The organism is Sulfitobacter aestuarii (assembly GCF_042685005.1).
In the GTDB taxonomy this organism is placed as follows: domain Bacteria; phylum Pseudomonadota; class Alphaproteobacteria; order Rhodobacterales; family Rhodobacteraceae; genus Sulfitobacter; species Sulfitobacter aestuarii.
In genome coordinates, this window is sequence record NZ_JBHUMP010000004.1 from 56,916 (window position 1) to 79,013 (window position 22,098).

A 22,098-nucleotide genomic window follows, 5' to 3' on the forward strand; every position below is an offset into this window, starting at 1 on the left:
CCCGAGGGCGCGTTCACGCAGCCCGCATTACATGTTTCTTCATCTTGGCGATCCACGCATCGGCGAAACGCAAGACATCTTCCCGGCTGGTCTCCAGCCCCAGCGACACCCGGATGGCACTGGCGGCCTCTGTGTCATTATGACCCATCGCGCGCAACACGGCGCTGGCGCGCACCTTGCCGGACGAACAGGCCGAACCCGCCGACACGGCATATCCGGCCAGGTCCATCTGCATCACCTGGGTCTCGCCGCGCCAGCCCGGTGTCATGATACAGGAGGTATTGGGCAGACGGCGGACATCTTTCCCTATAAAAATAGTCGGGCTTGAGGCGGCTGCAAGGGCCTCCTCAAGCAAATCCCGCAGATGCGCCACTTCGTCCCAACGACCCCCCAGCAGATCCCGCGTCGCCGCCTCGGCCGCCGCAGCGAATCCGGCAATTCCGATCAGGTTCTCGGTGCCCGAGCGACGTCCCATCTCCTGCCCGCCGCCCCTGATCTGCGCAGGCACCTCCTGCCCGCGCCGCAACACCAGCGCACCGATGCCTTTCGGTCCGCCGAGCTTATGCGCAGAAATCAACGCCATGCGCACACCGGAAGCGGTGAAGTCACAGGGCAGCTTGCCAAATCCCTGGGTCATGTCGCTGACCGCCAGATCCTGCGGCAGGTCCTGCACAACGCCGGTCTCCGAATTCGCCCATTGCAACGTCGCGCCACCGGGATCCGTCACGGTCACCTGGCCCTGTGCATCCACCGGCAGATCACTGCGCACCCAGGAAGCCACCGCGTCGTGCTCGACCCTCGACCCGCGCAGGTCACGCCCCGCGAGCGCCAGACCAGCAGCCTCGGTCGCACCGGAGGTAAAGACGACATCCGCCTCCTCTGCCCCCATCGTCGCGGCGATCTGAGCGCGCGCGCGCTCGATCAACGCCTTGGCCGCGCGCCCCTCGGCATGCACGCTCGAAGGATTGCCGATGACATCCATCGCCGCGACCATCGCGGCGCGCGCCTCGGTGCGCAACGGCATGGTGGCATTATGATCCAGATAGGCCCTCATCGCGTCTTCTTTATGCTCCGAACACTCCGGGGGTACGGGGGCTGGCCCCCGGTCGCCGTCGCCACGCGGCAAAACGCCGGATCCATGCCGCTGCGCCCTGTTCTGCTCATGATTCATCCACCACGGCAAAGAGATGCGGCACCGCCGGACAGGGCACCATGCCGTTGCTGATCACATCGGATAGTCGCGTCTGGTGCAGGAATACATAGACATGCGCGCTCAGCCCTTCCCAGAGCCGGTTGGTGAGGGATTGCGCGCGGCTCCCCGACAGCCCGCCGGAGGCGCCTGCCCCCTTGTGCATCGCATCGAGTGTCTCATCGACCGCCGCCAGGATCTCCACCACCCGGATCTCCACCGCCGGACGCGCGAGGCGATAGCCGCCGCCGGGGCCGCGCACCGAAGCGACGAGCTCGGCACGCCGCAGCTTGACGAACAATTGCTCGAGATAGGGCAGCGAGATCGACTGGCGTTCGGAAATATCCCCCAGCGAGACCAGGGCATTGTCCGACTGCAATGCGATATCGGCCAGCGCCACCATGGCATAGCGACCCTTGGTCGACAGCTTCATGCCTTTTCCCCCAACCGGGCACGCCACTCGATTGACGCGGCCGCGCGAAATGCCTAAGTCCGAAACCTGACCCGCACAAAGCCTGTGCGCGCAAGATTAGAACCGTTCTAAGGTGTCCTAGCGAATTCGTCAACTATTCGTCTTGCCTTCAGAACCCCAAACAGGGACGCCCATGCCCGAGGTTATTTTTCCCGGACCCGAAGGCCGCCTCGAAGGCCGCTACCATCCGCAGAAGGAACGTGACGCGCCGATTGCCATCGTGCTGCATCCGCATCCGCAATTCGGCGGGACGATGAATCACAAGGTTGTCTACAACCTGCATTACGCGTTCTATAACATGGGCTTCACGGTGCTGCGGTTCAATTTCCGCGGCGTCGGGCGCAGCCAGGGCGAATATGACCAGGGCATCGGCGAGCTGTCGGACGCGGCCAGCGCGCTCGACTATTTGCAGTCGATGAACAACAATTCCAAACATTGCTGGGTCGCGGGCTTCTCATTCGGCGCCTGGATCGGCATGCAATTGCTCATGCGCCGCCCGGAAATCACTGGCTTCATCTCGGTTGCGCCCCCGGCGAACATGTATGACTTCTCCTTCCTCGCGCCCTGTCCGGCCTCCGGTTTGGTCATCAACGGCACCGCCGACCGCGTCGCGCCGCCCGCTGATACGGTGAACCTGGTCAGCAAGCTGCACGAGCAGAAGGGCATCACCATCACCCATCAGGAAATCGAAGGCGCGGGCCATTTCTTCGAGGAACCGCATATGGACACGCTGATCGCCTCTACCTCCGACTACGTGAAGCGGCGGCTGACCGAGAGCACGCGCTGATGGCCGATGCCGCCGTCATCGAGATGGCCAACAAGCTGGCGGAGGAATGTCTGGCCGTGCAGTCGGAGATCGGCAACGACCGGCTGTTCATGGAGATCGGGGCCGAGCTTGGCACTTCCTCCCAGACGCTGGAAGAAGCTTTCCTGACCGCGATCCGTACACGGATGGCCGAGCAGAAGGGCCGCGCCCTGCTGGCACGCAGATTGCGGGAATACCGCGCCCAGAGCGCCCCCGCCTCCGGGGCGCAATGACCCTGCGGCTCGACCAGCAGATCGCCTTTCTGAACGAGGCCGACCGGCTGAAATCGACCTTGCGCGCCACCACGCTCTGCGACGGGTCGCGCCCCGAAAACTCGGCGGAACATTCCTGGCACCTGTGCCTTTACGCGCTGGTACTGGCCGATCAGGCGGGTCCGCAGGTCGAGATCGACCGGGTGATCCGGATGTTGATCCTGCATGACCTTGTGGAGATCGACGCAGGCGACAACCCGATCTACGGTGATTTCGACCAGACCGTTGTCGAGCAGCAGGAACAGCTCGCGGCGGAACGGCTCTTCGGCCTGCTTCCGGACGATCTACGTGATGAGCTGCGCGCCATCTGGGAGGAATTCGAGGCGGCCGAGACGCCCTCGGCCCGCTTCGCCAAATCGCTCGACCGTTTCCAGCCGCCGATGCAGAACCTCGCCAGCGGGGGCGGCAGCTGGATCGACTACAAGGTCACGCCCCAGGATATCGAAACCCGTATCGCCGCCAAGATCACCCGCGGTGCGCCCGGTCTCTGGACCTATGCGAAGCGCCGGATCACCGCCTTCTTCGCGCAGGGCGCCCTCTGAACGCGGCGCGGCCCGGTTTCGGTATGCACTTGTATACCATCTTCCCCTCCCCTGCGTTTTGCGCTACACGGCGCGCAAAGCCACACCAACCCGAAGGAAATCTGCATGACTAAGATCAAGGTGGAAAATCCCGTCGTCGAGCTCGATGGCGATGAGATGACCCGGATCATCTGGGACTTCATCAAGAAGAAGCTGATCACCCCCTATCTCGACATCGATCTCAAATATTACGACCTCGGTATCGAGGCGCGGGACGAGACCGACGATCAGATCACCGTCGATGCGGCCCATGCGATCCAGAAATACGGTGTCGGCGTCAAATGCGCGACGATCACGCCGGACGAGGCCCGTGTCGAGGAATTCGGTCTCAAGCGCATGTATCGCTCGCCCAACGGTACGATCCGCAACATCCTCGGCGGCGTGATCTTCCGCGAGCCGATCATCTGCCGCAACGTGCCGCGCCTTGTGCCGGGCTGGACCCAGCCGATCGTGGTCGGACGCCACGCCTTCGGCGATCAATACCGCGCCACCGATTTCCGCTTTCCGGGCAAGGGCAAGCTGACGATCAAATTCGTCGGCGAGGATGGCGAGACCATCGAGAAGGAAGTCTTCGACGCGCCCTCCTCCGGCGTTACCATGGCGATGTACAACCTCGACGACTCGATCCGCGACTTTGCACGCGCGTCGATGAATTACGGTCTTGCGCGTGGTTGGCCGGTGTATCTGTCGACCAAGAACACCATCCTCAAAGCCTATGACGGTCGCTTCAAGGATATCTTCCAGGAGATCTTCGACGCCGAATTCGCCGAGGAATTCAAGAAGAAGGGCATCACCTACGAGCACCGCCTGATCGACGACATGGTCGCCGCGGCGATGAAATGGTCGGGCGGCTATGTCTGGGCCTGCAAGAACTATGACGGCGACGTGCAGTCCGATACCGTGGCGCAGGGTTTCGGCTCGCTCGGGCTGATGACCAGCCAACTGATGACCCCGGACGGCAAGATCGTCGAGGCCGAAGCGGCGCATGGCACCGTGACCCGTCATTATCGTCAGCACCAGAAGGGCGAGGAAACCTCGACCAATTCGATCGCCTCGATCTACGCCTGGACCGGTGGCCTCAAGCATCGCGGCAAGCTCGATGGGAACGAAGCCCTGATCAACTTTGCCGAGACGCTCGAAAAGGTCGTGGTGAACACGGTCGAAAGCGGCCACATGACCAAGGACCTCGCCCTCCTGGTCGGTCCCGACCAGAAATGGCTCACCACCATGGGCTTCCTTGAAAAGGTCGACGAGAATCTCAACAAGGCCCTGCAGGGCTGAGTTCAGGAGGGCCGCAGCGATGCGGCTCTTTTCGTTTCTCTGCTGCTTTCGATGAGATGACGGGCTCTGAACTCATCAAGGCGAAGCTGCATCACGCCCCGCGAGACTGCGTCCGTTCATAAAGCCGCGCGATGATTTTGCTGGCGGTCTTCTCGAACAGACAGGGAATCAGCGCATGCACCAGCGCCGCCCCGCCCGCAGCAAAAAGCAGGGCAGCAAATTTCATCGCAAAATGCATGTGTTCGAGGAATGTTTCCTCGACTTGGGCGGGATGGCTGAGAAAAATGCGGGCGAACATCGGCAAGAACTCCTGTATCTACGGTTCAGCGCCAGCCTAGCGTTCCATCCGCGAGATTAATTCCCAATTCTCAACGAATTTCTGCTGGCGACGTGAAATCCTCCCGAGTTAAGATAGATAATGATAACAATCGATGATACCGACCGCCGCATTCTGGTGGAACTGCAACGTGACGCCAGCCAGTCGCTCGACCGGTTGGGCGACAAGGTCAACCTGTCCCGCAATGCCTGCTGGCGGCGCATTCGCGCACTCGAAGCTGCCGGGGTGATCAAGGGACGCGTCACGCTGCTTGATGCCGACCGGCTCGGGTTGAGCTTGACAGTCTTCATGCAGATCCGCACCAATGCCCATGCGCCAGACTGGCTGGTACGATTTTCTGATGCGACCAAATCCATGCCGGAGATCCTCGGGGTCGACCGGATGACCGGGGATCTCGACTATCTGATCCGCGCCCGGGTCAGGGATATGGCGGATTATGATCGGTTGTATCAATCGCTGATCCGCAAAGTACCGCTTTCCGATGTCTCCGCGAGTTTCGTGATGGAAGAGATCAAGGAGACGACCGAATTGCCGTTGTGAGGAAGACATCATGCCTGCTTATCTGATCCTGGCCTTTGCCGTGCTGGCCGAAACCGTGGGCACCACAGCCCTGCAAGCCTCCCAGCAATTCACCCGGCTCTGGCCCTCGGTACTCGTCGTGATCGCCTATGCAATCTCCTTTTACCTGCTGTCGATCACGCTCAAGGTGATGCCGGTCGGGGTGGTTTATGCACTGTGGTCGGGCATCGGGATCGTGCTGATCGCGGCCATCGGCTTCGCGGTCTTCGGACAAAAACTGGACTGGGCCGCGGTATTCGGCCTGTCGCTGATCATCCTCGGTATCGCAATCATCCATCTCTTTTCCAACGCGACACCCCATTGAAGCGGGGCGGCAGCGCGTCGGTCAATCCCGATAAAAGCGGGAACCATCACGCAGCGCAAGCGGTTGGTCCCTCACATTGTTTAGGCCGGCGCTGACGACCGGGTTCCCCCGTCTGCTTCTCCGGATAATCTGAAATTGGAGGAAAGATCATGGGTGGCATCATTTATCTCGTCGGGTTGGTGGTCGTAGTCCTGGCGGTGCTGGCGCTTCTCGGACTGGGTTAAGCATCGCCCGATAGCGTGAGCAAATCGGCCCTTCGGGCCACACGTCGGTGCGGCCGACATCGAACTTCGCTGGCGCTGGTCAGGCCGAAGCGAAGCTGACAGTACATAACACAGTCGTTACCTCTTTCACCGAAATCGCATATTTGGCTGGTATTCTGCGGCGCAGCGCGGTATGGGCGCGGCAATTCCCTGACAAAGGCTGACTTCATGGACCTGCGAAACATCGCAATCATCGCTCACGTTGACCACGGCAAAACCACTCTGGTGGACGAGTTGCTCAAGCAATCCGGTACCTACCGGGAGAATCAGGCAACAACTGAACGCGCCATGGACAGCAACGATCTCGAGCGCGAACGCGGGATCACGATCCTGGCGAAGGCCACTTCGGTGGAATGGAAGAACACCCGCATCAACATCGTCGACACGCCCGGCCACGCCGATTTCGGTGGTGAGGTCGAGCGTATTCTCTCGATGGTCGATGGCGTGGTCCTGCTCGTTGACGCGGCCGAAGGCCCGATGCCGCAGACCAAATTCGTGACGTCAAAGGCACTGGCCCTTGGGCTGCGACCGATCGTCGTGGTCAACAAGGTCGATAAACCAGACGGGGAGCCCGACCGCGCACTCGATGAATGTTTCGATCTTTTCGCCAATCTCGGTGCCGATGACGATCAGCTCGATTTTCCGTCGATGTATGCTTCGGGCCGGTCCGGCTGGGCTGACATGACGCTGGACGGTCCGCGCAAGGATCTCTCCGCCCTCTTCGATCTGATTGTCGATCACGTTCCCGCTCCAAAGCAGCTGAGCGCGCGTGACGAACCCTTCCGTATGCTGGCGACGACCCTGGGCAGTGACCCCTTCATTGGCCGCCTGCTGACCGGACGCGTCGAATCCGGCACGCTGAAAGCCGGCGAAACCGTCAAGGCGCTGGCCCGCGACGGCTCGCTGATCGAAAACTTCCGCTGCACCAAGATTCTCGCTTTCCGCGGCCTCGGGCAGCAGCCCATCGACATGGCCGAAGCCGGCGACATCGTTTCGCTGGCCGGCATGACCAAGGCAACCGTCGCCGATTCCATCGTCGCGCCGCAGGTCACCGAGGCCCTGCCCTCGCAGCCGATCGACCCGCCGACCATCACCGTCACCTTCGGCATCAACGACTCGCCCCTGGCGGGCCGTGATGGCAAGAAGGTTCAGTCGCGGGTGATCCGTGAGCGGCTGTTGAAAGAGGCCGAATCCAACGTCGCGATCAAGGTCACCGACACACCGGGCGGCGAGGCTTTCGAAGTCGCCGGACGCGGTGAATTGCAGATGGGCGTGTTGATCGAGAACATGCGCCGCGAGGGATTCGAACTCAGCATCTCGCGTCCGCAGGTTCTGTTCCGCGACATCGACGGTGTGCGTCACGAGCCAATTGAGGAAGCCACGATCGACGTCGATGACGAATATTCCGGTTCGGTAATCGAAAAGATCACCGGCGCACGCAAGGGCGAGTTGGTCGAGATGAAACCCGCCGGTGCGGGCAAGACCCGGATCGTGGCGCATGTGCCTTCGCGCGGGCTCATCGGCTATCACGGCGAATTTCTCACCGACACACGCGGCACCGGCGTGCTCAACCGCGTGTTCCACGGCTGGGCCCCGCACAAAGGCCCGATCCCCGGCCGCCGCGCCGGCGTGCTGATCTCGATGGAGAACGGCACCTCGGTGGCCTATGCTTTGTGGAACCTCGAGGAGCGCGGCAAGATGATGATCGGCGCACAGGCCGACGTCTATACCGGCATGATCATCGGCGAGCACAGCCGGGAGAATGATCTCGAGGTGAACCCGCTGAAAGGCAAGAAACTGACCAACGTCCGCGCCTCGGGGACCGACGACGCCGTGCGTCTGACGACGCCAATTTCGCTGAGCCTCGAAGAAGCGATTGCCTATATCGATGATGACGAACTGGTCGAGGTAACGCCCAACGCAATCCGCCTGCGCAAACGCTATCTCGATCCTCATGAACGCAAGCGGATGGCCAAGGCAGGCTGACCGTCACAATGGCTTTATCTTGAAAGAGGGGCCTCGTCGGAACATATGCCGACGGGGCCCCTTTCTCATTATATGCCCTTGATGTGCATAGGGATTGTGAGGAACGTGCTGAATGCCCTCGATGCGATGCATCAATGGAGTGATATGGATGCCGGTGACAAGGTCTGACGATCTTGCCGTCAAAACTGCGATGTAATGGACGACACAACAAAGGGTTGCGCTTAGCGCTAAGTGCAATGAGACCGGGAGGTTCCCGGCAATCAATCTCGCTCACGACATCATCGACGAATACCAGACCGCCGCCGGGTCGTGCCGATCCTACGTGAAAACGATTTTGTAGCCGATGAACGGCGAACGTCAGGATCGTTTTGGGCGTCCTCTCCGAACCGGCGGACGGAAAGCTGTCCAACCCCGATGAGAGCATCATCGAACCTTATTGCGAAGAAGATCTCCGCATTTACGATTGAGAATTGGCGAACCTGCGTCGCAAATAGGCTCCCGGCTTCGACCGGGAGCCCATGTCCGATATCATCTGCGCTCAGACACTCGTTTCCACGATCAGCAATTCACGCTCCGACGCACCGCGCGCATGTTCGAGCGCCGCTTGATATTCATTGGAATGGTAGCATTTCTCGGCCGTTTCGACATCGGGGAAGCGCGCGACGACATTGCGGGGCCTTTCCTTGCCTTCCAATTGAACAAAGCGCCCGCCCCGGGCGATGAACTCGCCGCCATGCTCGGCGATCGCCACACTCGCCCCGGCGGCGTATTTCTTGTAGGCTTCCTCGTCGGTGACCGTCACATGCGCGATCCATAATGCTGGCATCTTCTATCCTTTCAGAAGCGTTTCGGCGGCGGCAATCGCGGCCTCTGCATTGCTGATGTCCTTGGCGCCGCCCTGGGCCATGTCGGGGCGACCACCGCCACCCTTTCCGCCAAGTTCGGCTACTGCCGCGCGCACAAGTTCGACGGCAGACACGCGGTCGGTGAGGTCCTCGCTCACCCCGGCCGCCACGGCAGCCTTGCCATCCGCATCTGCGATCAGCAGGATCGCACCGCTTCCCATCCGCGACTTGTGTTCATCGACCAATGCTGGCAGATCACGGCCTGTCACACCGTTGAGTACCTGCGCGAGAAATGACACGCCGTTGATCTCCCGCGCCTCGACCTTGGCAGCGCCATTCCCGGCACCCCCGGCCATCGCCAGTTCTCGACGCAGCTGCGCGACCTCGTTCGAAAGCGCCCGCCGTTCATCGAGCAACGCCCGGACCCGTGCGGGCACATCGCCGCTCGACGTTTTGAGCTCGCTGGCGACCTGAGTGAGCGTGGCTTCCTGCTGACGCAACCAGTTCAGCGCCTCGTCGCCGGTCAGCGCCTCGATCCGGCGCACGCCGGCCGAACTGGCGCTGTCGCCAAGCAGCACAAAAGCGCCGATATCCCCGGTCTGGCGCACATGGGTGCCCCCGCAGAGCTCGAGCGAATAGGTCGCCTTGTCGGCGCCCTTGCCCGATCCGTCCTGTCTCCCCATGGAGACGACGCGCACTTCCTCGCCGTATTTTTCGCCAAAGAGCGCCTGCGCTCCGAGCGCGCGGGCGTCATCCGGGGTCATGACCCGCGTATCGACCCAGGCATTCTGCCGGATATAGCTGTTCACCTCACGCTCGACCTGCTTCAGCTCATCGCTGCTCAGGGCCTTCGCATGGCTGAAGTCGAAGCGCAGACGATCGGCGGCATTGAGCGAGCCCCGTTGCGAAACGTGATCCCCGAGCGCACCGCGCAGGGCCTCATGCAACAGATGGGTCGCGGAGTGATTGGCCCGGATCGCCGTGCGCCGGACGTGATCGACTTCCAGTACCGCGGCCTGGTCCGCGCGGACCTCGCCTTCGATGACCTTGCCGATATGGGCAAAGACACCGGCCGTCTTGCGCGTATCCGTGATATTGACGATCCCGGTGTCCGTGCGAATGACGCCGGTATCACCGACCTGACCGCCCGCCTCCGCATAGAACGGCGTCTGGTTCAGCGCGATCTGGACCTCGTCGCCCTGCTGAGCGCGATCGCTGAGTTCGCCGCCCCGTATGATCGCGGTGACCTGGCCTTCCGCGGTTTCGGTATCGTAGCCGAGGAAGTCCGTCGTGCCGTGCCGGTCGGCCACATCGAACCAGATCGTCGCATCCGCCGCCTCGCCGGAGCCGGACCAGGCCGCGCGGGCCTTGGCCTTCTGCGCCGCCATTGCAGTGTCGAACCCTTCGGTGTCGACACTGCGCCCCTGTTCGCGCAGCGCATCCTGGGTCAGGTCGAGCGGGAAACCATAGGTGTCATAGAGCTTGAAAGCCGCCGCGCCGGGCAGATCGGCGCCCTCCGGCAATCCCGCGATCTCGTCCTCGAGCAGGCGAAGCCCCCGGTCCAGCGTCTGTTTGAACCGGGTTTCCTCCAGCAGCAAGGTCTCGGTGATCAACGCCTTGGCCCGGCCGAGTTCGGGATAGGCCGCGCCCATCTTGCCAAGTAATGCCGGGACAAGTTGATACATCAGGGGATCCTTGACTCCGAGCAGATGCGCATGACGCATGGCGCGCCGCATGATCCGGCGCAACACGTAACCGCGGCCGTCATTCGAAGGCATGACGCCATCGGCAATCAGGAACGAGGTCGAGCGCAGGTGGTCGGCGATGACGCGATGATGGGACCTGCCCGGCCCGTCCGGATCGGTGTTGGACGCATGAGCGCTGGCTTCGATCAGATTGCGCATCAAGTCGGTGGCGTAATTGTCATTGGTACCCTGCAACAACGCCGCGACGCGCTCGATCCCCATCCCGGTATCGATCGATTGCGCCGCCAGTTCGCGGCGTGTCCCGTCTTCGAACTGCTCGTATTGCATGAAGACCAGGTTCCAGATCTCGACAAACCGATCCCCGTCCTCCTCCGGCGATCCGGGCGGACCGCCCCAGATATGCGCGCCGTGATCGTAAAAGATTTCCGAAGATGGGCCGCAGGGACCGGTGGGGCCCATCATCCAGAAATTGTCATCCGTCGCGATCCGGATGATCCGCTCGTCAGGCAGGTTGGCGATCTTTTTCCAAAGTGCGGCGGCCTCATCATCTGTGTGATAGACCGTGACATAGAGCCGCTCCGCCGGGATCGCGAAATCGCGGGTCAGCAGCGTCCAGGCAAACTCAATCGCCTCGGCCTTGAAGTAATCGCCAAAGCTGAAATTACCCAACATCTCGAAAAACGTATGATGCCGCGCGGTATAGCCGACATTGTCGAGATCATTGTGCTTGCCCCCGGCGCGCACGCATTTCTGCGCGGTGGTGGCGCGGGCGTAATCCCGTGTCTCGACTCCGGTGAACAGGTTCTTGAACTGTACCATGCCGGAATTGGCGAACATCAGCGTCGGATCATTGCGCGGTACCAGCGGTCCCGAAGGCACGACCGCATGACCCTGCTTGTCGAAATAGGACAGAAAGGTGGAGCGAATATCGTTCAGCGTCTTCATGTTGCGCGGCCTTCCGGGGCAGATTGGTTTGTCTCCAAATACTCGGGTGATTTAGCGCTGTCCACTGCCACGGGCATGAAAAGTAGGCCCGCAGCAGTTGTCTCCATGATCGCTTCAAATGTCCTCCAGCCGAGTGGTCGTCGGCGTCACGCTACGCGGTTTTTGGCGTGATCAGGCCTCGAGAATGTCTGCCTCATCATCCTTGCTCACAAAATCCAGCCCATGCGCCGCCCGGATCTTGTCTTCGATTTCTGCCGCCATCGCTGTATGCTCACGCAGGAAAGTCTTGGCATTCTCACGACCCTGACCAATCCGTTCATCGCCGTAGCTGAACCAGGATCCCGATTTGTCGACCACCCCCGCTTTCACGCCAAGATCAAGCAGTTCCCCCATTTTCGAGATGCCTTCGCCATACATGATGTCGAATTCGACCTGCTTGAACGGCGCCGCGACCTTGTTCTTCACGATCTTGACCCGCGTGGCGTTGCCGACAACTTCGTCGCGGTCCTTGAGCGCCCCGATACGACGAATATCGAGCCGGACCGAAGAATAGAATTTCAGGGCATTGCCGCCGGTCGTCGTCTCCGGCGAGCCGAACATGACGCCGATCTTCATGCGGATCTGGTTGATGAAAATCACCATGCAATTTGACCGACTGATCGAGCCCGTGAGCTTCCGCATTGCCTGACTCATCAGCCGGGCCTGAACCCCGACGCTGCTGTCGCCCATGTCGCCCTCGAGCTCGGATTTCGGGGTCAATGCCGCGACCGAATCCACGACCACCATATTGACAGCACCGGAGCGAACCAAGGTATCCGTAATTTCCAGGGCCTGTTCGCCAGTGTCGGGTTGCGAAATCAGCAACTCATCGATATCGACGCCGAGTTTGCGCGCATATTGCGGATCCAGTGCGTGTTCGGCATCGACAAATGCGCAGACCCCGCCCTTCTTTTGCTGCTCGGCGACACAATGAAGGGTGAGTGTGGTCTTGCCCGACGATTCCGGGCCATAGATCTCGATGATCCTCCCCATCGGCAGACCACCGATGCCGAGCGCAATATCGAGCCCCAGAGAACCGGTGGAACTGGATATGATATCCTGCACCGCGCCCTCGGCTCCCAGCTTCATGATCGAGCCTTTGCCGAACTGCCGCTCAATCTGCGCCAGGGCGCTGTCGAGAGCTTTCTGCTTTTCCGCGCTTTTCTTGTTGTCCATCGTCAAAAGATCTGCCGTTGCCATTTCGCCTGTCTCCTTAGTGTCATACTGACGGGACCGCGGCAATCGCCGACGTGCTTCCCGGTGCCTGTTCCTGTAATGTTCCATATGAGATCAAAAGTGGAACATATCAATCTATTTCTGACCTGACATCGATATTTGTATGCGCATGGTTAAAAAGTGGTGTACGGCATAGGGCCGAGCGAAGATGTAGCGGGAAACTCCCGGATGTTGATTTTCTATAAGGCCAATCTGGCGTTTCTGTCTGTTCCGAAGACCGGAACAACCGCCTATGTCAGGGCGCTCAGGCCGCATGCAGATCTCGTCATTTCAGATCCCCCCGCTCTGAAACATGCGCCGGTCTATCGCTTTAACCGTTTCATCCGGCCCATGTACAAGCAGGTGTGTGAAGCGGAGTTAGAATTGATGGCGGTGATGCGCGAACCGATCGATTGGCTGGGCAGCTGGTATCGCTTTCGGCGGCGTCCCGGTATGCAGGGAAAGCCGAACGCGACATTTGATCTTTCTTTCGACGATTTTGTCGAAGCCTATATGAAGGGCCAGCGCCCCGGGTTTGCCAATGTGGGCAGCCAGTCCAGATTCCTGCGGCCCCAACCCAATGGCATCGCTGTGACCCATCTGTTCAGATACGAGGATCAACCTCGGCTGCAAGGGTTTCTCGAAGAGAGGCTTGGCGTGACTTTCACCCTGGACCGCGAGAACGTGTCGCCTGATATGGCGTTGTCACTCTCCCCGGCGCTCGAAAAAAGGTTGCGGCGCAAGTTCTCCGAAGAATTCGATCTTTATCATTCCATTGCCAAAGCCTCAATGTAGCTGCCTATGTACGGTCTCCGTAAGATCGGTGAGGGAGAAAGGTTTCGGCAGGAAGACCGAATTGGGAATCTTGGTCTGTTCCTCACCGAAGCTGTCCTCGGCATAGCCCGAAACAAAGACCACGCGCACGCCGGGCCGATGTTTCAACGCTTCGCGTACCCAGGTCGGACCGTCCATGCCGGGCATGACCACGTCGGTGACGAAGACATCGATCGTCAGTGCCTCGTCCTCGAGCGTCTTGAGCGCCGCCTCGGCTGATTCAGCCTCTAGCACGGTATAGCCGCGCAGGCGCAGCGCGCGGCTGGCGAAAGCGCGGACTGGTGCCTCATCCTCGACAAGTAGGATTACCCCGTCGGCATGTTTGGTGGGCAGACGCGTTGCGGGCTGGACAGGTCTGGGCCGGGCCGTTTCACCCGCGTCGAGCATCGGAAAGTAGAGAATGAAATCCGTGCCGGTGCCGAGGATACTGTCCACGAAGATGAAGCCGCCGGTCTGCTTGATGATGCCATAGGCGGTGGAAAGGCCGAGGCCCGTCCCCTCTCCTGTGCGTTTCGTAGTAAAAAACGGTTCGAACACCTTCGGCAGCTTGTCAGGTGCAATACCGGTGCCGTCATCGCTGACCTGCACCGTCACATATTGCCCGGCGGGCACGGCCACCCGGTCGCGCAGCAGCGGTTCATCAAGCGCTGTGCATTCGGTAATGATGCGGATCTCTCCGCCGCCGGGCATTGCGTCGCGCGCGTTGACGACCAGGTTCATCAGCACCTGCTCGAGCTGACGTTTATCGGCTCGGATCGGCTGTAACACCGGGTCGTGGTTGAGCGTGAGGGTGATTTTTTCTCCGACCAGCCGGTTGAGCAAATGGGTCAGATCGGCCAGCGTATCGCGCAGATCGACGGTTTCGGGGCGCAGGGTCTGCTTGCGGGAAAAGGCGAGCAACTGCCCGACAAGTGCCGCGGCGCGGTTGGCGTTCTGGTTGATCTGGACCAGGTCTCCGTAATCCGGATCACCCTGGTCATGGCGCAACAGCAGGAGGTCGCAATGGCCGGAGATGGCCGTCAGCAGATTGTTGAAATCATGGGCGACCCCGCCTGCGAGCTGACCGATCGCCTGCATCTTCTGACTCTGGACGAATTGCGCTTCAAGCGATTTGAGCTCGGTAGCATCGTTCAGCACGGCAATCAGAGCCGGTTTGCCCTCTTCGATGACCCGGTTCAGCGTGACCTGCACGAAAGCTTCATGATCCGTACGCGTCAGACGCAGGAACTCCGACTTCTGCACCATCCGTCCGGCCAGCGTATCCTTCAGCCAATCGGTGATCAACTGGCCCAGTCCTTCCATCAGCTGCCCGAGATGAACCTCCGTTGTCAGCGAGTTGCCGATGAGCCTGACCGCCATGCGGTTGAATGACAGGACCGACCCATCCGGGGCAACCTTGATCAGGGGCACTGGCAAGTCTTGCAGAACCTGCCAACGCTGCCCCTGATCGAAGACCTGCGGGTGATCCTTAGGCGGCGGCAGCAGATAGAGCGCGCGACGTCCGGCCCCTGCGGACACCTCCGCTACCATGATCGAGCGGCTATCGTTTTCGGTCGTGATATCGCAAACTTGCCCGGAGCTGACGGGGAGATTGGTGAACAGCCGGTCGAGGGATTTGACGCGGCTCCCGATCAGGGCCCGCGCCGGGGCATTCATGAACAGGATGGCCCCGCTGCGCCCGACCATGATCATTGGCAGGTGCAGGCTTTCGTCGCCCCGGGATGCGGTCCGCGAGGGCACGGGTTCGACCCGCCAGATATAGCCGCCACGCCCCATGTCACGGACGGAAAGGCGCATATGACCGATACGTGTGGCGATATCCTCTTGGGCATGTCCGGCGGATTTCGCGCGTGATTGCAGGCGAAACAGGATGCCACAGGGGTTCGCCAGCATCTTGCTCAGCAATCCTGCGAGGGTTTGTCCGGGCTCTCCCCCGAACTGGACAGTCGCCGCGGTGTTGGCGCTCCGGATTTCGCCGTCGGCGCTGACAATGAAAGTCGCGATGGCATCGTTCTGGATAAAACCGGAGAGGATCTCGAAACGCAATGCCTGCGCGCGTGACCTGCGGTAACGTTGCAGCACCATCAGGATAACAAGGGTCAGAAGCGTCGCCGCCCCGGTCAACAGGGCGAGCGGGAGCGGTGGCGGCGGTGCCTGCAGGGAAAGGAGCGCGAGCAGCAGCGCGACGATCGTCAGTGCTACGAGCCGCCGACCACCGGGGCCGAACTGCCCGAATACCCTCCCGATTTTCAGCGCACCTTTCTGCAAATCTCTCCCTCGTGCATGAATTATCTGTCCATATACGCGCGAGAAGGGTTAATCGCTTCTTAATGAGCGAGCATGTTCCGCCATGAAACGAAGCAAATTCGCGCTAATTACGGGTCAGATGCGCCGTGAAGAAACCGTCGCCGTCATTATCCACCGCAAAACGACGGCTGTAGCTGCAGATCCAGTCCGGATGGCGCTGCAGAAAGGCGGTGACGCGGTCTTCATTCTCGATGCGCAGGACCGAACAGGTCGCATAGACGAGCACCCCGCCCCGGGCGAGCAAAGGCGCGGCGCGATCGAGAATCTCATCCTGAATCTCGGTCAATTGCTGCAGCCGCGTCGCGGTCAGGCTCCATTTCCCTTCGGGCGACCGACGCCATGCACCACTGCCCGAACACGGCGCGTCGCAGAGCACGATATCGAAGGGCGCGTGGGCGCGGAGCGCATCGGTGGCGATCAATCTGATCCGCACAGCGGCCCGTTCGGCACGGGCGGGCAGATCGGACATGCGCCGCGGATCGATGTCATGGGCACTCACCCGGTTTTGGCCCTGCGTCGCGAGGGCCAGCGCCTTCCCGCCGCCTCCGGCACAATAATCGAGCACTTTCCCGGTCGTCGGGATTGCCGCCACGACAGCCTGGCTGGCGGCGTCCTGAAATTCGATCTCGCCGTCGCGGAAACTGGCGGAATTGCGGATCTTGCGGGCGCCCCCGGTGACGTTCAACGCGCTGGCGCAGAGCGGATTTTCCACCGTCGTGATGCCTTCTTCCGAGAGCCTGCGCATGGAGCTTGCAATGTCGGTCTTCGCCGTGTTGACCCGCAAGGTGATCGGCGCACGTTCCTGAAGCGCCAGCGCCGTCGGCTCCGCCGCTTCGCCAAGACTTTGTTGGAAGAGCGGCACCAGCCAATCCGGCAGGTTCCAGGCGGTGGCAAGATCCTCGATCGGCCCGGGCGGGTTCAGCTCGGCCTCGGAAAGTGGATCGGCTGAATGCCCTACCCCATTGAAAAGACCGGGAAGATCGGCGCCGCTTTGTCGCAGCATGCCGATCATCAGCGCCCGACCGTCCTCGCCGCGACCGAAATGCGCCGCGCTGCGGCGGCAGCGCAGGACGTCGAAGACGTGATCCCGCACGGCGGCGCGGTCCTTCGATCCGGCGAAACGGCTGCCCCTGGCCCAGCGGGTCAGCGCCTGTTCACCCGCCAGCCCCTCGCCGATCTGGTCGAGAATTCCGATCGCGGCGGCAACCCGCGCGCCCGGGGTCACGTTGCCGATTCCACTTCAGCAAAATCGTTCAAGGCATTGAACGTCATGTCCTATCCGATCCTGTAATTCGGCGATTCCCGCGTGATCTGCACATCATGCACATGGCTTTCCTTGAGGCCGGAGCCAGTGATCCGCACGAAGCTGCAGTTCCTGCGCATCTCGGCGACCGTGGCGCAGCCGGTATAGCCCATGGCGGCGCGCAGACCACCGACCAGCTGATGCACCACCGCTCCGGCCGAGCCCTTGTAGGGCACCTGGCCTTCGATCCCCTCGGGCACCAGCTTGTCGCTTGCCGCGTCCTTCTGGAAATAACGGTCGGCGGAGCCGCGCGCCATGGCCCCGAGCGAGCCCATGCCGCGGTAGGATTTGTAGCTGCGGCCCTGGTAGAGGATCACTTCGCCGGGGCTTTCATCGGTGCCGGCGATCATCGAGCCGACCATCGCGCAGGATGCGCCGGCGGCGATTGCCTTGGCGAAATCGCCGGAAAACTTGATGCCGCCATCGGCGATCACCGGGATGTCGCCCGCCGCGGCCGCGCAGTCGAAAATCGCGGTTAGCTGCGGCACGCCGACTCCGGCGACCATCCGGGTGGTGCAGATCGAGCCCGGCCCGATCCCGACCTTGACCGCATCCGCCCCGGCATCGATCAGTGCGCGGGTCGCCGCGCCGGTCGCGACATTGCCCGCCACGACCTGAATGTCGTTGCTGAGCTTCTTGGCGCGTGTCACCGCATGGGCGACGCCTTCGGAATGGCCATGGGCGGTGTCGATCACGATCATGTCGACCCCGGCCTCGACCAGCGCCTGGCTGCGCTCATGCCCGGCATCGCCCACCGTGGTGGCGGCGGCGACGCGCAGACGTCCGAGCGCGTCCTTGCAGGCGGTCGGATTGAGCACCGCCTGTTCGGTGTCCTTTAGGGTCAGCAACCCCGTGAGCTTGCCCTTGGAATCGGTCACCAGCAGCTTCTCGATGCGCCGCGCCTTCATCAGGCTGATCGCCTCGTCGCGGTCGGCGGGCTCGTGCAGGATCGCCAGATCCTCGCTGGTCATCATCACCGAAACCGGGGTGCGGTCATCCGAGGCGAAGCGCATGTCGCGGTTGGTGACGATGCCGAGCACCCGGCCTTTCTCATCCACCACCGGAAACCCGGTGACGTTGTAGCGTTCCTGCAGTTCCTTGGCATCGGCAAGGGTCTGATCGGGGCGCAGGGTGATCGGGGTATAGACGATACCGGATTCGAAACGCTTGACCCGGCTGACCTCGCGGGCCTGTTCCTCGATGCCGAGATTGCGGTGCACCACGCCCATCCCGCCGGCCTGGGCCATGGCGATCGCCATCCGGCTCTCGGTCACCGTGTCCATGGCCGAACTCAGCAACGGGATATTGAGCGCGATGCTGCGGGTTACCTGGGTTCGGGTGTCGGCCGTCGAGGGCAGCACCGAAGAGGCCCCCGGAACCAGTAATACGTCATCGAAGGTCAGAGCCTCACGAATCTCCATTTTGCACCTCGGCTTGTCATGGGTTCATTTGGCGGTTTGCTATTTCACGATTATGCGCAGATGGAAAGCATAAACGATGCCGGGGCGGCGGGTGATCCATTGCCGGTCGCGGCCGGATTCCGATGCCGTCGCAGGCAGGTCTTGCAATCGAATTTCCCCTGCGGAATGGTTCGCGCCAAAAGGAGAGCTGAGATGAGTGAACATGGCTATGACAAGGGCAGGCTCGATCTGCCCTTCGTGGGGATATCGACCTTCGGCAAACGGCCCTATGAGCCCGACTGGCGGGCGCTCGATGCCGATGTCGCGATCCTCGGCGCGCCGTTCGATGCCGGGACGCAATGGCGCTCGGGCGCGCGTTTCGGGCCGCGCGGCGTGCGCGAGGCCTCGACCCTGTTCAGCTTCGGTCACGGCGGCGCGTATGATCATGAGGACGACGTGACCTACCTGCCCGCCGACGTGAATATCGTCGATCTCGGCGATGCCGACATCGTTCATACCGACACCGAGAAAAGCCACGCCAATATCGAGACGGGGGTGCGCGCCATTCTCGAGGCCGGGGCGCTGCCGGTGGTGATCGGCGGGGATCATTCGATCAACATTCCCTGTATCCGCGCCTTCGAGGGTCAGGGCGACATCCATATCCTGCAGATCGACGCGCATCTCGATTTTGTCGATGAGCGTCACGGCGTGCGCCATGGGCACGGCAACCCGATGCGCCGCGCCGCCGAGCGCGACTATGTCACCGGGCTGACGCAGGTCGGGATCCGCAATGTCAGCTCTACGGCGCGCGAGGGCTATGAAGATGCCCGCGCCATGGGGTCGGACATCATCTCGGTGCGTCAGGCGCGCGAGCTCGGCACGCAAGGGGTGCTGGCGCATGTGCCCACCGGGGCGCGGCTCTACGTCACGATCGACATCGACGCCTTCTGCCCGTCGATCGCGCCGGGCACCGGCACCCCCTCGCATGGCGGTTTCCTCTATTACGAAGTGCTCGAATTGCTGCAGGCAGCCGCGCAGCGTCACGAGGTCGTCGGGATCGACCTGGTCGAGGTGGCGCCGGATTATGACCATAGCGGCTCGACCTCGATCCTTGCCGCGCAGCTGTTGCTGAACTTCCTCGGCCATATCTTCCACGCCCGCAGCCAGACCTGAGGCGGAATCCCGAAATGGCGCCTCCCGAGTCATCGCCGGTCATGTCGCCAAAACGACGTGATCGGTCTTTATTGATAAAGTTTGTCGCTTAAATGACGCCTGCGCCTCATTTTCTGCCGCTGCCCGGCTACTTGCACCCGCCTGCCCCTCTATACTGCCCAGAAAGACAAGAGGAATGGGCATATGAGCAACGATCCATTGGTGGTGTTCACACCGTCGGGCAAGCGCGGGCGTTTTGCGAAGGGCACTCCGGTGCTGACCGCGGCGCGCCAGCTCGGGGTCGATCTCGACTCGGTCTGCGGCGGGCGCGGAATCTGCTCGAAATGCCAGATCAGCCCCGGCTATGGCGAGTTCGCGAAACACGGGGTCTATGTGGCATCGGATGCCCTGTCCGAATGGAACTCGGTCGAACAGCGCTACAAGGACAAGCGCGGATTGATCGAGGGCCGCCGCCTGGGCTGTCAGGCGACGGTCCAGGGCGATGTGGTGATCGACGTCCCCCCCGAAAGCCAGGTGCACCGCCAGGTGGTGCGCAAACGTGCCGAGGCCCGTGATATCCTGATCAACCCCTCCACCAAGCTCTTCTATATCGAGGTCGCCGAACCCGACATGCACGATCCCTCGGGGGATCTCGAACGGCTGCGCGACGCGCTGCACGAGCAATGGCAGCTGGAGAAGGTCCATGCGGACCTGCATATCCTGCAGATCATGCAGCCGATCCTGCGCAAGGGCAATTGGAAGGTCACCGTGGCGGTGCATCTCGGGGATCAGGAAAACACCCCGCGGATCATGAACATCTGGCCGGGCTTTTACGAGGGCACGGTCTATGGGCTGGCGGTCGATCTCGGCTCGACCACGATCGCCGCGCATCTGTGCGACCTGCAGACCGGCGAGGTCGTCGCGTCCTCCGGCGTGATGAACCCGCAGATCCGCTTCGGCGAGGACCTGATGAGCCGCGTCAGCTATGCGATGATGAACGAGAAAGGCGCCGAGGAGATGACCCGCGCCGTGCGCAGCGGCATGTGCGCGCTTTTTTCGCAGATCTCGCTCGATGCCGGGATCGACCTCAACCTGATCGTCGACTCGGTCTTCGTCTGCAACCCGGTCATGCATCACCTGTTCCTCGGGATCGACCCGTTCGAGCTCGGACAGGCGCCCTTCGCGCTGGCGACCTCGAACGCCCTGCGGCTGCGTGCGGGGGATATCGACCTCAACATCCATCCGTCCGCGCGGGTCTATCTGCTGCCCTGTATCGCCGGCCATGTCGGCGCCGACGCCGCGGCCGTGGCGCTCAGCGAAGCGCCCGATGAATCCGAGGATCTGGTGCTGATCGTCGATGTCGGCACCAATGCGGAGATCTTTCTTGGCAACCGCGAGAAGGTACTGGCCTGTTCCTCGCCCACCGGACCGGCCTTTGAAGGGGCGCAGATTTCCTCGGGCCAGCGCGCCGCGCCCGGCGCAATCGAGCGGGTGGAGATCGACCCGGAGACCAAGCTGCCGCGTATCAAGGTGATCGGCTGCGATCTGTGGTCCGACGAGCCGGGTTTCGAAGAAGAGATTTCCGGCACCGGCGTCACCGGGATCTGCGGCTCGGGGATCATCGAGATGGTCGCCGAGATGCGGGTACATGGGATCGTCGATGCGCCGGGGCTGATCGGCTCGCCCGAACAGACCGGCTCGGCCGCGGTCTTCGCCGACGGGCGCACCTATTCCTACCTCGTCTATGACGCCACCGAGCGCGGCGGCCCGCGCATCACCGTGACCAACCGCGACATCCGCGAGATCCAGATGGCCAAGGCCGCGCTCTATTCCGGCGCGCGTCTGCTGATGGACAAGTTCGGCGTCGACAAGGTCGACCGTGTGGTGCTGGCCGGTGCTTTCGGCGCGCATATCAGCCCCAAACACGCGATGATCCTCGGCATGATCCCCGATGCGCCCTTCGACAAGGTGACCTCGGCAGGCAATGCCGCGGGCACCGGCGCACGGATCGCCTTGCTCAACATCGCGGCGCGCGCCGAGATCGAGGCGACTGTCCGCGCCATTCACAAGATCGAGACGGCGATCGAGCCGCGCTTTCAGGAGCATTTCGTCAATGCGTCGGCGATCCCCAATGCTGTGGAACCCTTCCCGATCCTCAACTCGGTCGTCGATCTGCCGCGGGTCACCTTCAACACAGGCGGCGGCGAAAGCGGCGGCAGCGGGCGTCGGCGGCGCCGCGGCTAGAGCGCGGTTGGGCCGCGCGCTGCCGTCCCAGGTTGGACC

At 61.9% G+C, this 22,098-nt stretch carries 19 protein-coding genes; 10 read left to right on the forward strand and 9 right to left on the reverse strand.

What is annotated here, in order from left to right; genetic code table 11:
• Positions 1-13: 13 nt before the first annotated feature.
• Together ACFSUD_RS06770 and ACFSUD_RS06775 are read right to left on the reverse strand one after the other, a co-directional pair.
• Entirely contained in the window at positions 14-1,054 is a 1,041-nt protein-coding gene (locus ACFSUD_RS06770; protein ID WP_386372729.1) for a cysteine desulfurase family protein, read from the reverse strand.
• Positions 1,055-1,160: 106 nt separating this feature from the next.
• Positions 1,161-1,622 carry a Fe-S cluster assembly transcriptional regulator IscR gene (locus tag ACFSUD_RS06775; protein WP_386372731.1) on the reverse strand — a complete coding sequence of 154 codons (462 nt, stop codon included), beginning with the start codon at positions 1,620-1,622 and terminating at the stop codon, positions 1,161-1,163.
• Positions 1,623-1,794: 172 nt separating this feature from the next.
• Here ACFSUD_RS06775 and ACFSUD_RS06780 point away from each other — a divergent pair, with 172 nt between their 5' ends.
• The 4 genes from ACFSUD_RS06780 to ACFSUD_RS06795 all read left to right on the forward strand — a co-directional run bounded on the left by ACFSUD_RS06780 (position 1,795) and on the right by ACFSUD_RS06795 (position 4,600).
• Positions 1,795-2,448 carry an alpha/beta hydrolase gene (locus ACFSUD_RS06780; protein ID WP_386372732.1) on the forward strand — a complete coding sequence of 218 codons (654 nt, stop codon included), beginning with the start codon at positions 1,795-1,797 and terminating at the stop codon, positions 2,446-2,448.
• Positions 2,448-2,699 (forward strand): hypothetical protein, encoded by a 252-nt coding sequence (locus ACFSUD_RS06785; RefSeq protein ID WP_386372734.1) that lies wholly within the window; start codon positions 2,448-2,450, stop codon positions 2,697-2,699. Before ACFSUD_RS06780 ends, ACFSUD_RS06785 begins: the two co-directional genes overlap by 1 nt.
• A complete protein-coding gene (locus ACFSUD_RS06790; RefSeq protein ID WP_386372736.1) occupies positions 2,696-3,280 on the forward strand; it encodes an HD domain-containing protein in 585 nt (194 codons plus the stop codon). The genes ACFSUD_RS06785 and ACFSUD_RS06790 overlap by 4 nt, the downstream gene beginning before the upstream one ends.
• A 105-nt stretch (positions 3,281-3,385) precedes the next feature.
• Positions 3,386-4,600 carry an NADP-dependent isocitrate dehydrogenase gene (locus ACFSUD_RS06795; RefSeq protein WP_386372738.1) on the forward strand — a complete coding sequence of 405 codons (1,215 nt, stop codon included), beginning with the start codon at positions 3,386-3,388 and terminating at the stop codon, positions 4,598-4,600.
• Between the two features lie 91 nt (positions 4,601-4,691).
• On the opposite strand, the gene ACFSUD_RS06800 is transcribed toward ACFSUD_RS06795, so the two are convergent.
• Positions 4,692-4,898, reverse strand: coding sequence for a DUF6356 family protein (locus tag ACFSUD_RS06800; RefSeq protein WP_386372739.1), 207 nt, complete (start codon positions 4,896-4,898; stop codon positions 4,692-4,694).
• A gap of 120 nt (positions 4,899-5,018) precedes the next feature.
• Between ACFSUD_RS06800 and ACFSUD_RS06805 the strand changes: the two genes are divergently transcribed.
• From ACFSUD_RS06805 to typA, 3 genes are all read left to right on the forward strand, one after another.
• Positions 5,019-5,477, forward strand: a complete 459-nt coding sequence (locus ACFSUD_RS06805; protein ID WP_386372741.1) for an Lrp/AsnC family transcriptional regulator — start codon at positions 5,019-5,021, stop codon at positions 5,475-5,477.
• 10 nt (positions 5,478-5,487) lie between these two features.
• The gene (locus ACFSUD_RS06810; protein WP_386372743.1) at positions 5,488-5,820 is read left to right on the forward strand and encodes a DMT family transporter; all 333 of its coding nucleotides are present in this window, start codon (positions 5,488-5,490) and stop codon (positions 5,818-5,820) included.
• A gap of 431 nt (positions 5,821-6,251) precedes the next feature.
• Positions 6,252-8,069, forward strand: a complete 1,818-nt coding sequence (typA, locus tag ACFSUD_RS06815; RefSeq protein ID WP_386372745.1) for a translational GTPase TypA — start codon at positions 6,252-6,254, stop codon at positions 8,067-8,069.
• Positions 8,070-8,607: 538 nt separating this feature from the next.
• Here the strand turns inward: typA and ACFSUD_RS06820 are convergent.
• The 3 genes from ACFSUD_RS06820 to recA all read right to left on the reverse strand — a co-directional run bounded on the left by ACFSUD_RS06820 (position 8,608) and on the right by recA (position 12,804).
• Entirely contained in the window at positions 8,608-8,895 is a 288-nt protein-coding gene (locus ACFSUD_RS06820; protein WP_386372747.1) for a DUF1330 domain-containing protein, read from the reverse strand.
• A 3-nt stretch (positions 8,896-8,898) separates the two neighbouring features.
• The gene (alaS, locus tag ACFSUD_RS06825; RefSeq protein WP_386372749.1) at positions 8,899-11,565 is read right to left on the reverse strand and encodes an alanine--tRNA ligase; all 2,667 of its coding nucleotides are present in this window, start codon (positions 11,563-11,565) and stop codon (positions 8,899-8,901) included.
• Positions 11,566-11,736: 171 nt separating this feature from the next.
• On the reverse strand, positions 11,737-12,804 hold the full coding sequence (recA, locus tag ACFSUD_RS06830; protein ID WP_386373006.1) for a recombinase RecA: 1,068 nt from the start codon (positions 12,802-12,804) through the stop codon (positions 11,737-11,739).
• 204 nt (positions 12,805-13,008) lie between these two features.
• Here recA and ACFSUD_RS06835 point away from each other — a divergent pair, with 204 nt between their 5' ends.
• On the forward strand, positions 13,009-13,614 hold the full coding sequence (locus tag ACFSUD_RS06835; RefSeq protein WP_386372751.1) for a gamma-glutamyl kinase: 606 nt from the start codon (positions 13,009-13,011) through the stop codon (positions 13,612-13,614).
• On the opposite strand, the gene ACFSUD_RS06840 is transcribed toward ACFSUD_RS06835, so the two are convergent.
• From ACFSUD_RS06840 to guaB, 3 genes are all read right to left on the reverse strand, one after another.
• The gene (locus ACFSUD_RS06840) at positions 13,606-15,921 is read right to left on the reverse strand and encodes an ATP-binding protein (protein ID WP_386372752.1); all 2,316 of its coding nucleotides are present in this window, start codon (positions 15,919-15,921) and stop codon (positions 13,606-13,608) included. The two genes, ACFSUD_RS06835 and ACFSUD_RS06840, sit on opposite strands and share 9 nt — an antisense overlap.
• A gap of 103 nt (positions 15,922-16,024) precedes the next feature.
• On the reverse strand, positions 16,025-17,185 hold the full coding sequence (locus ACFSUD_RS06845) for an RsmB/NOP family class I SAM-dependent RNA methyltransferase (RefSeq protein WP_386372754.1): 1,161 nt from the start codon (positions 17,183-17,185) through the stop codon (positions 16,025-16,027).
• 50 nt (positions 17,186-17,235) lie between these two features.
• Entirely contained in the window at positions 17,236-18,684 is a 1,449-nt protein-coding gene (gene guaB / locus ACFSUD_RS06850) for an IMP dehydrogenase (RefSeq protein ID WP_386372756.1), read from the reverse strand.
• Positions 18,685-18,876: 192 nt separating this feature from the next.
• Here guaB and speB point away from each other — a divergent pair, with 192 nt between their 5' ends.
• Both speB and ACFSUD_RS06860 read left to right on the forward strand, forming a co-directional pair.
• On the forward strand, positions 18,877-19,836 hold the full coding sequence (gene speB, locus ACFSUD_RS06855) for an agmatinase (RefSeq protein WP_386372758.1): 960 nt from the start codon (positions 18,877-18,879) through the stop codon (positions 19,834-19,836).
• A 183-nt stretch (positions 19,837-20,019) separates the two neighbouring features.
• Positions 20,020-22,059 carry an ASKHA domain-containing protein gene (locus tag ACFSUD_RS06860; RefSeq protein ID WP_386372760.1) on the forward strand — a complete coding sequence of 680 codons (2,040 nt, stop codon included), beginning with the start codon at positions 20,020-20,022 and terminating at the stop codon, positions 22,057-22,059.
• The last annotated feature ends 39 nt before the right edge of the window (positions 22,060-22,098 follow it).

Bases quoted from the DNA above. Each gene is read 5' to 3' on its own strand.
- ACFSUD_RS06770 (WP_386372729.1), bottom strand. From the start codon at position 1,054: ATGAGGGCCTATCTGGATCATAATGCCACCATGCCGTTGCGCACCGAG.
- ACFSUD_RS06775 (WP_386372731.1), bottom strand. From the start codon at position 1,622: ATGAAGCTGTCGACCAAGGGTCGCTATGCCATGGTGGCGCTGGCCGAT.
- ACFSUD_RS06780 (WP_386372732.1), top strand. From the start codon at position 1,795: ATGCCCGAGGTTATTTTTCCCGGACCCGAAGGCCGCCTCGAAGGCCGC.
- ACFSUD_RS06785 (WP_386372734.1), top strand. From the start codon at position 2,448: ATGGCCGATGCCGCCGTCATCGAGATGGCCAACAAGCTGGCGGAGGAA.
- ACFSUD_RS06790 (WP_386372736.1), top strand. From the start codon at position 2,696: ATGACCCTGCGGCTCGACCAGCAGATCGCCTTTCTGAACGAGGCCGAC.
- ACFSUD_RS06795 (WP_386372738.1), top strand. From the start codon at position 3,386: ATGACTAAGATCAAGGTGGAAAATCCCGTCGTCGAGCTCGATGGCGAT.
- ACFSUD_RS06800 (WP_386372739.1), bottom strand. From the start codon at position 4,898: ATGTTCGCCCGCATTTTTCTCAGCCATCCCGCCCAAGTCGAGGAAACA.
- ACFSUD_RS06805 (WP_386372741.1), top strand. From the start codon at position 5,019: ATGATAACAATCGATGATACCGACCGCCGCATTCTGGTGGAACTGCAA.
- ACFSUD_RS06810 (WP_386372743.1), top strand. From the start codon at position 5,488: ATGCCTGCTTATCTGATCCTGGCCTTTGCCGTGCTGGCCGAAACCGTG.
- typA (WP_386372745.1), top strand. From the start codon at position 6,252: ATGGACCTGCGAAACATCGCAATCATCGCTCACGTTGACCACGGCAAA.
- ACFSUD_RS06820 (WP_386372747.1), bottom strand. From the start codon at position 8,895: ATGCCAGCATTATGGATCGCGCATGTGACGGTCACCGACGAGGAAGCC.
- alaS (WP_386372749.1), bottom strand. From the start codon at position 11,565: ATGAAGACGCTGAACGATATTCGCTCCACCTTTCTGTCCTATTTCGAC.
- recA (WP_386373006.1), bottom strand. From the start codon at position 12,804: ATGGCAACGGCAGATCTTTTGACGATGGACAACAAGAAAAGCGCGGAA.
- ACFSUD_RS06835 (WP_386372751.1), top strand. From the start codon at position 13,009: ATGTTGATTTTCTATAAGGCCAATCTGGCGTTTCTGTCTGTTCCGAAG.
- guaB (WP_386372756.1), bottom strand. From the start codon at position 18,684: ATGGAGATTCGTGAGGCTCTGACCTTCGATGACGTATTACTGGTTCCG.
- speB (WP_386372758.1), top strand. From the start codon at position 18,877: ATGAGTGAACATGGCTATGACAAGGGCAGGCTCGATCTGCCCTTCGTG.
- ACFSUD_RS06860 (WP_386372760.1), top strand. From the start codon at position 20,020: ATGAGCAACGATCCATTGGTGGTGTTCACACCGTCGGGCAAGCGCGGG.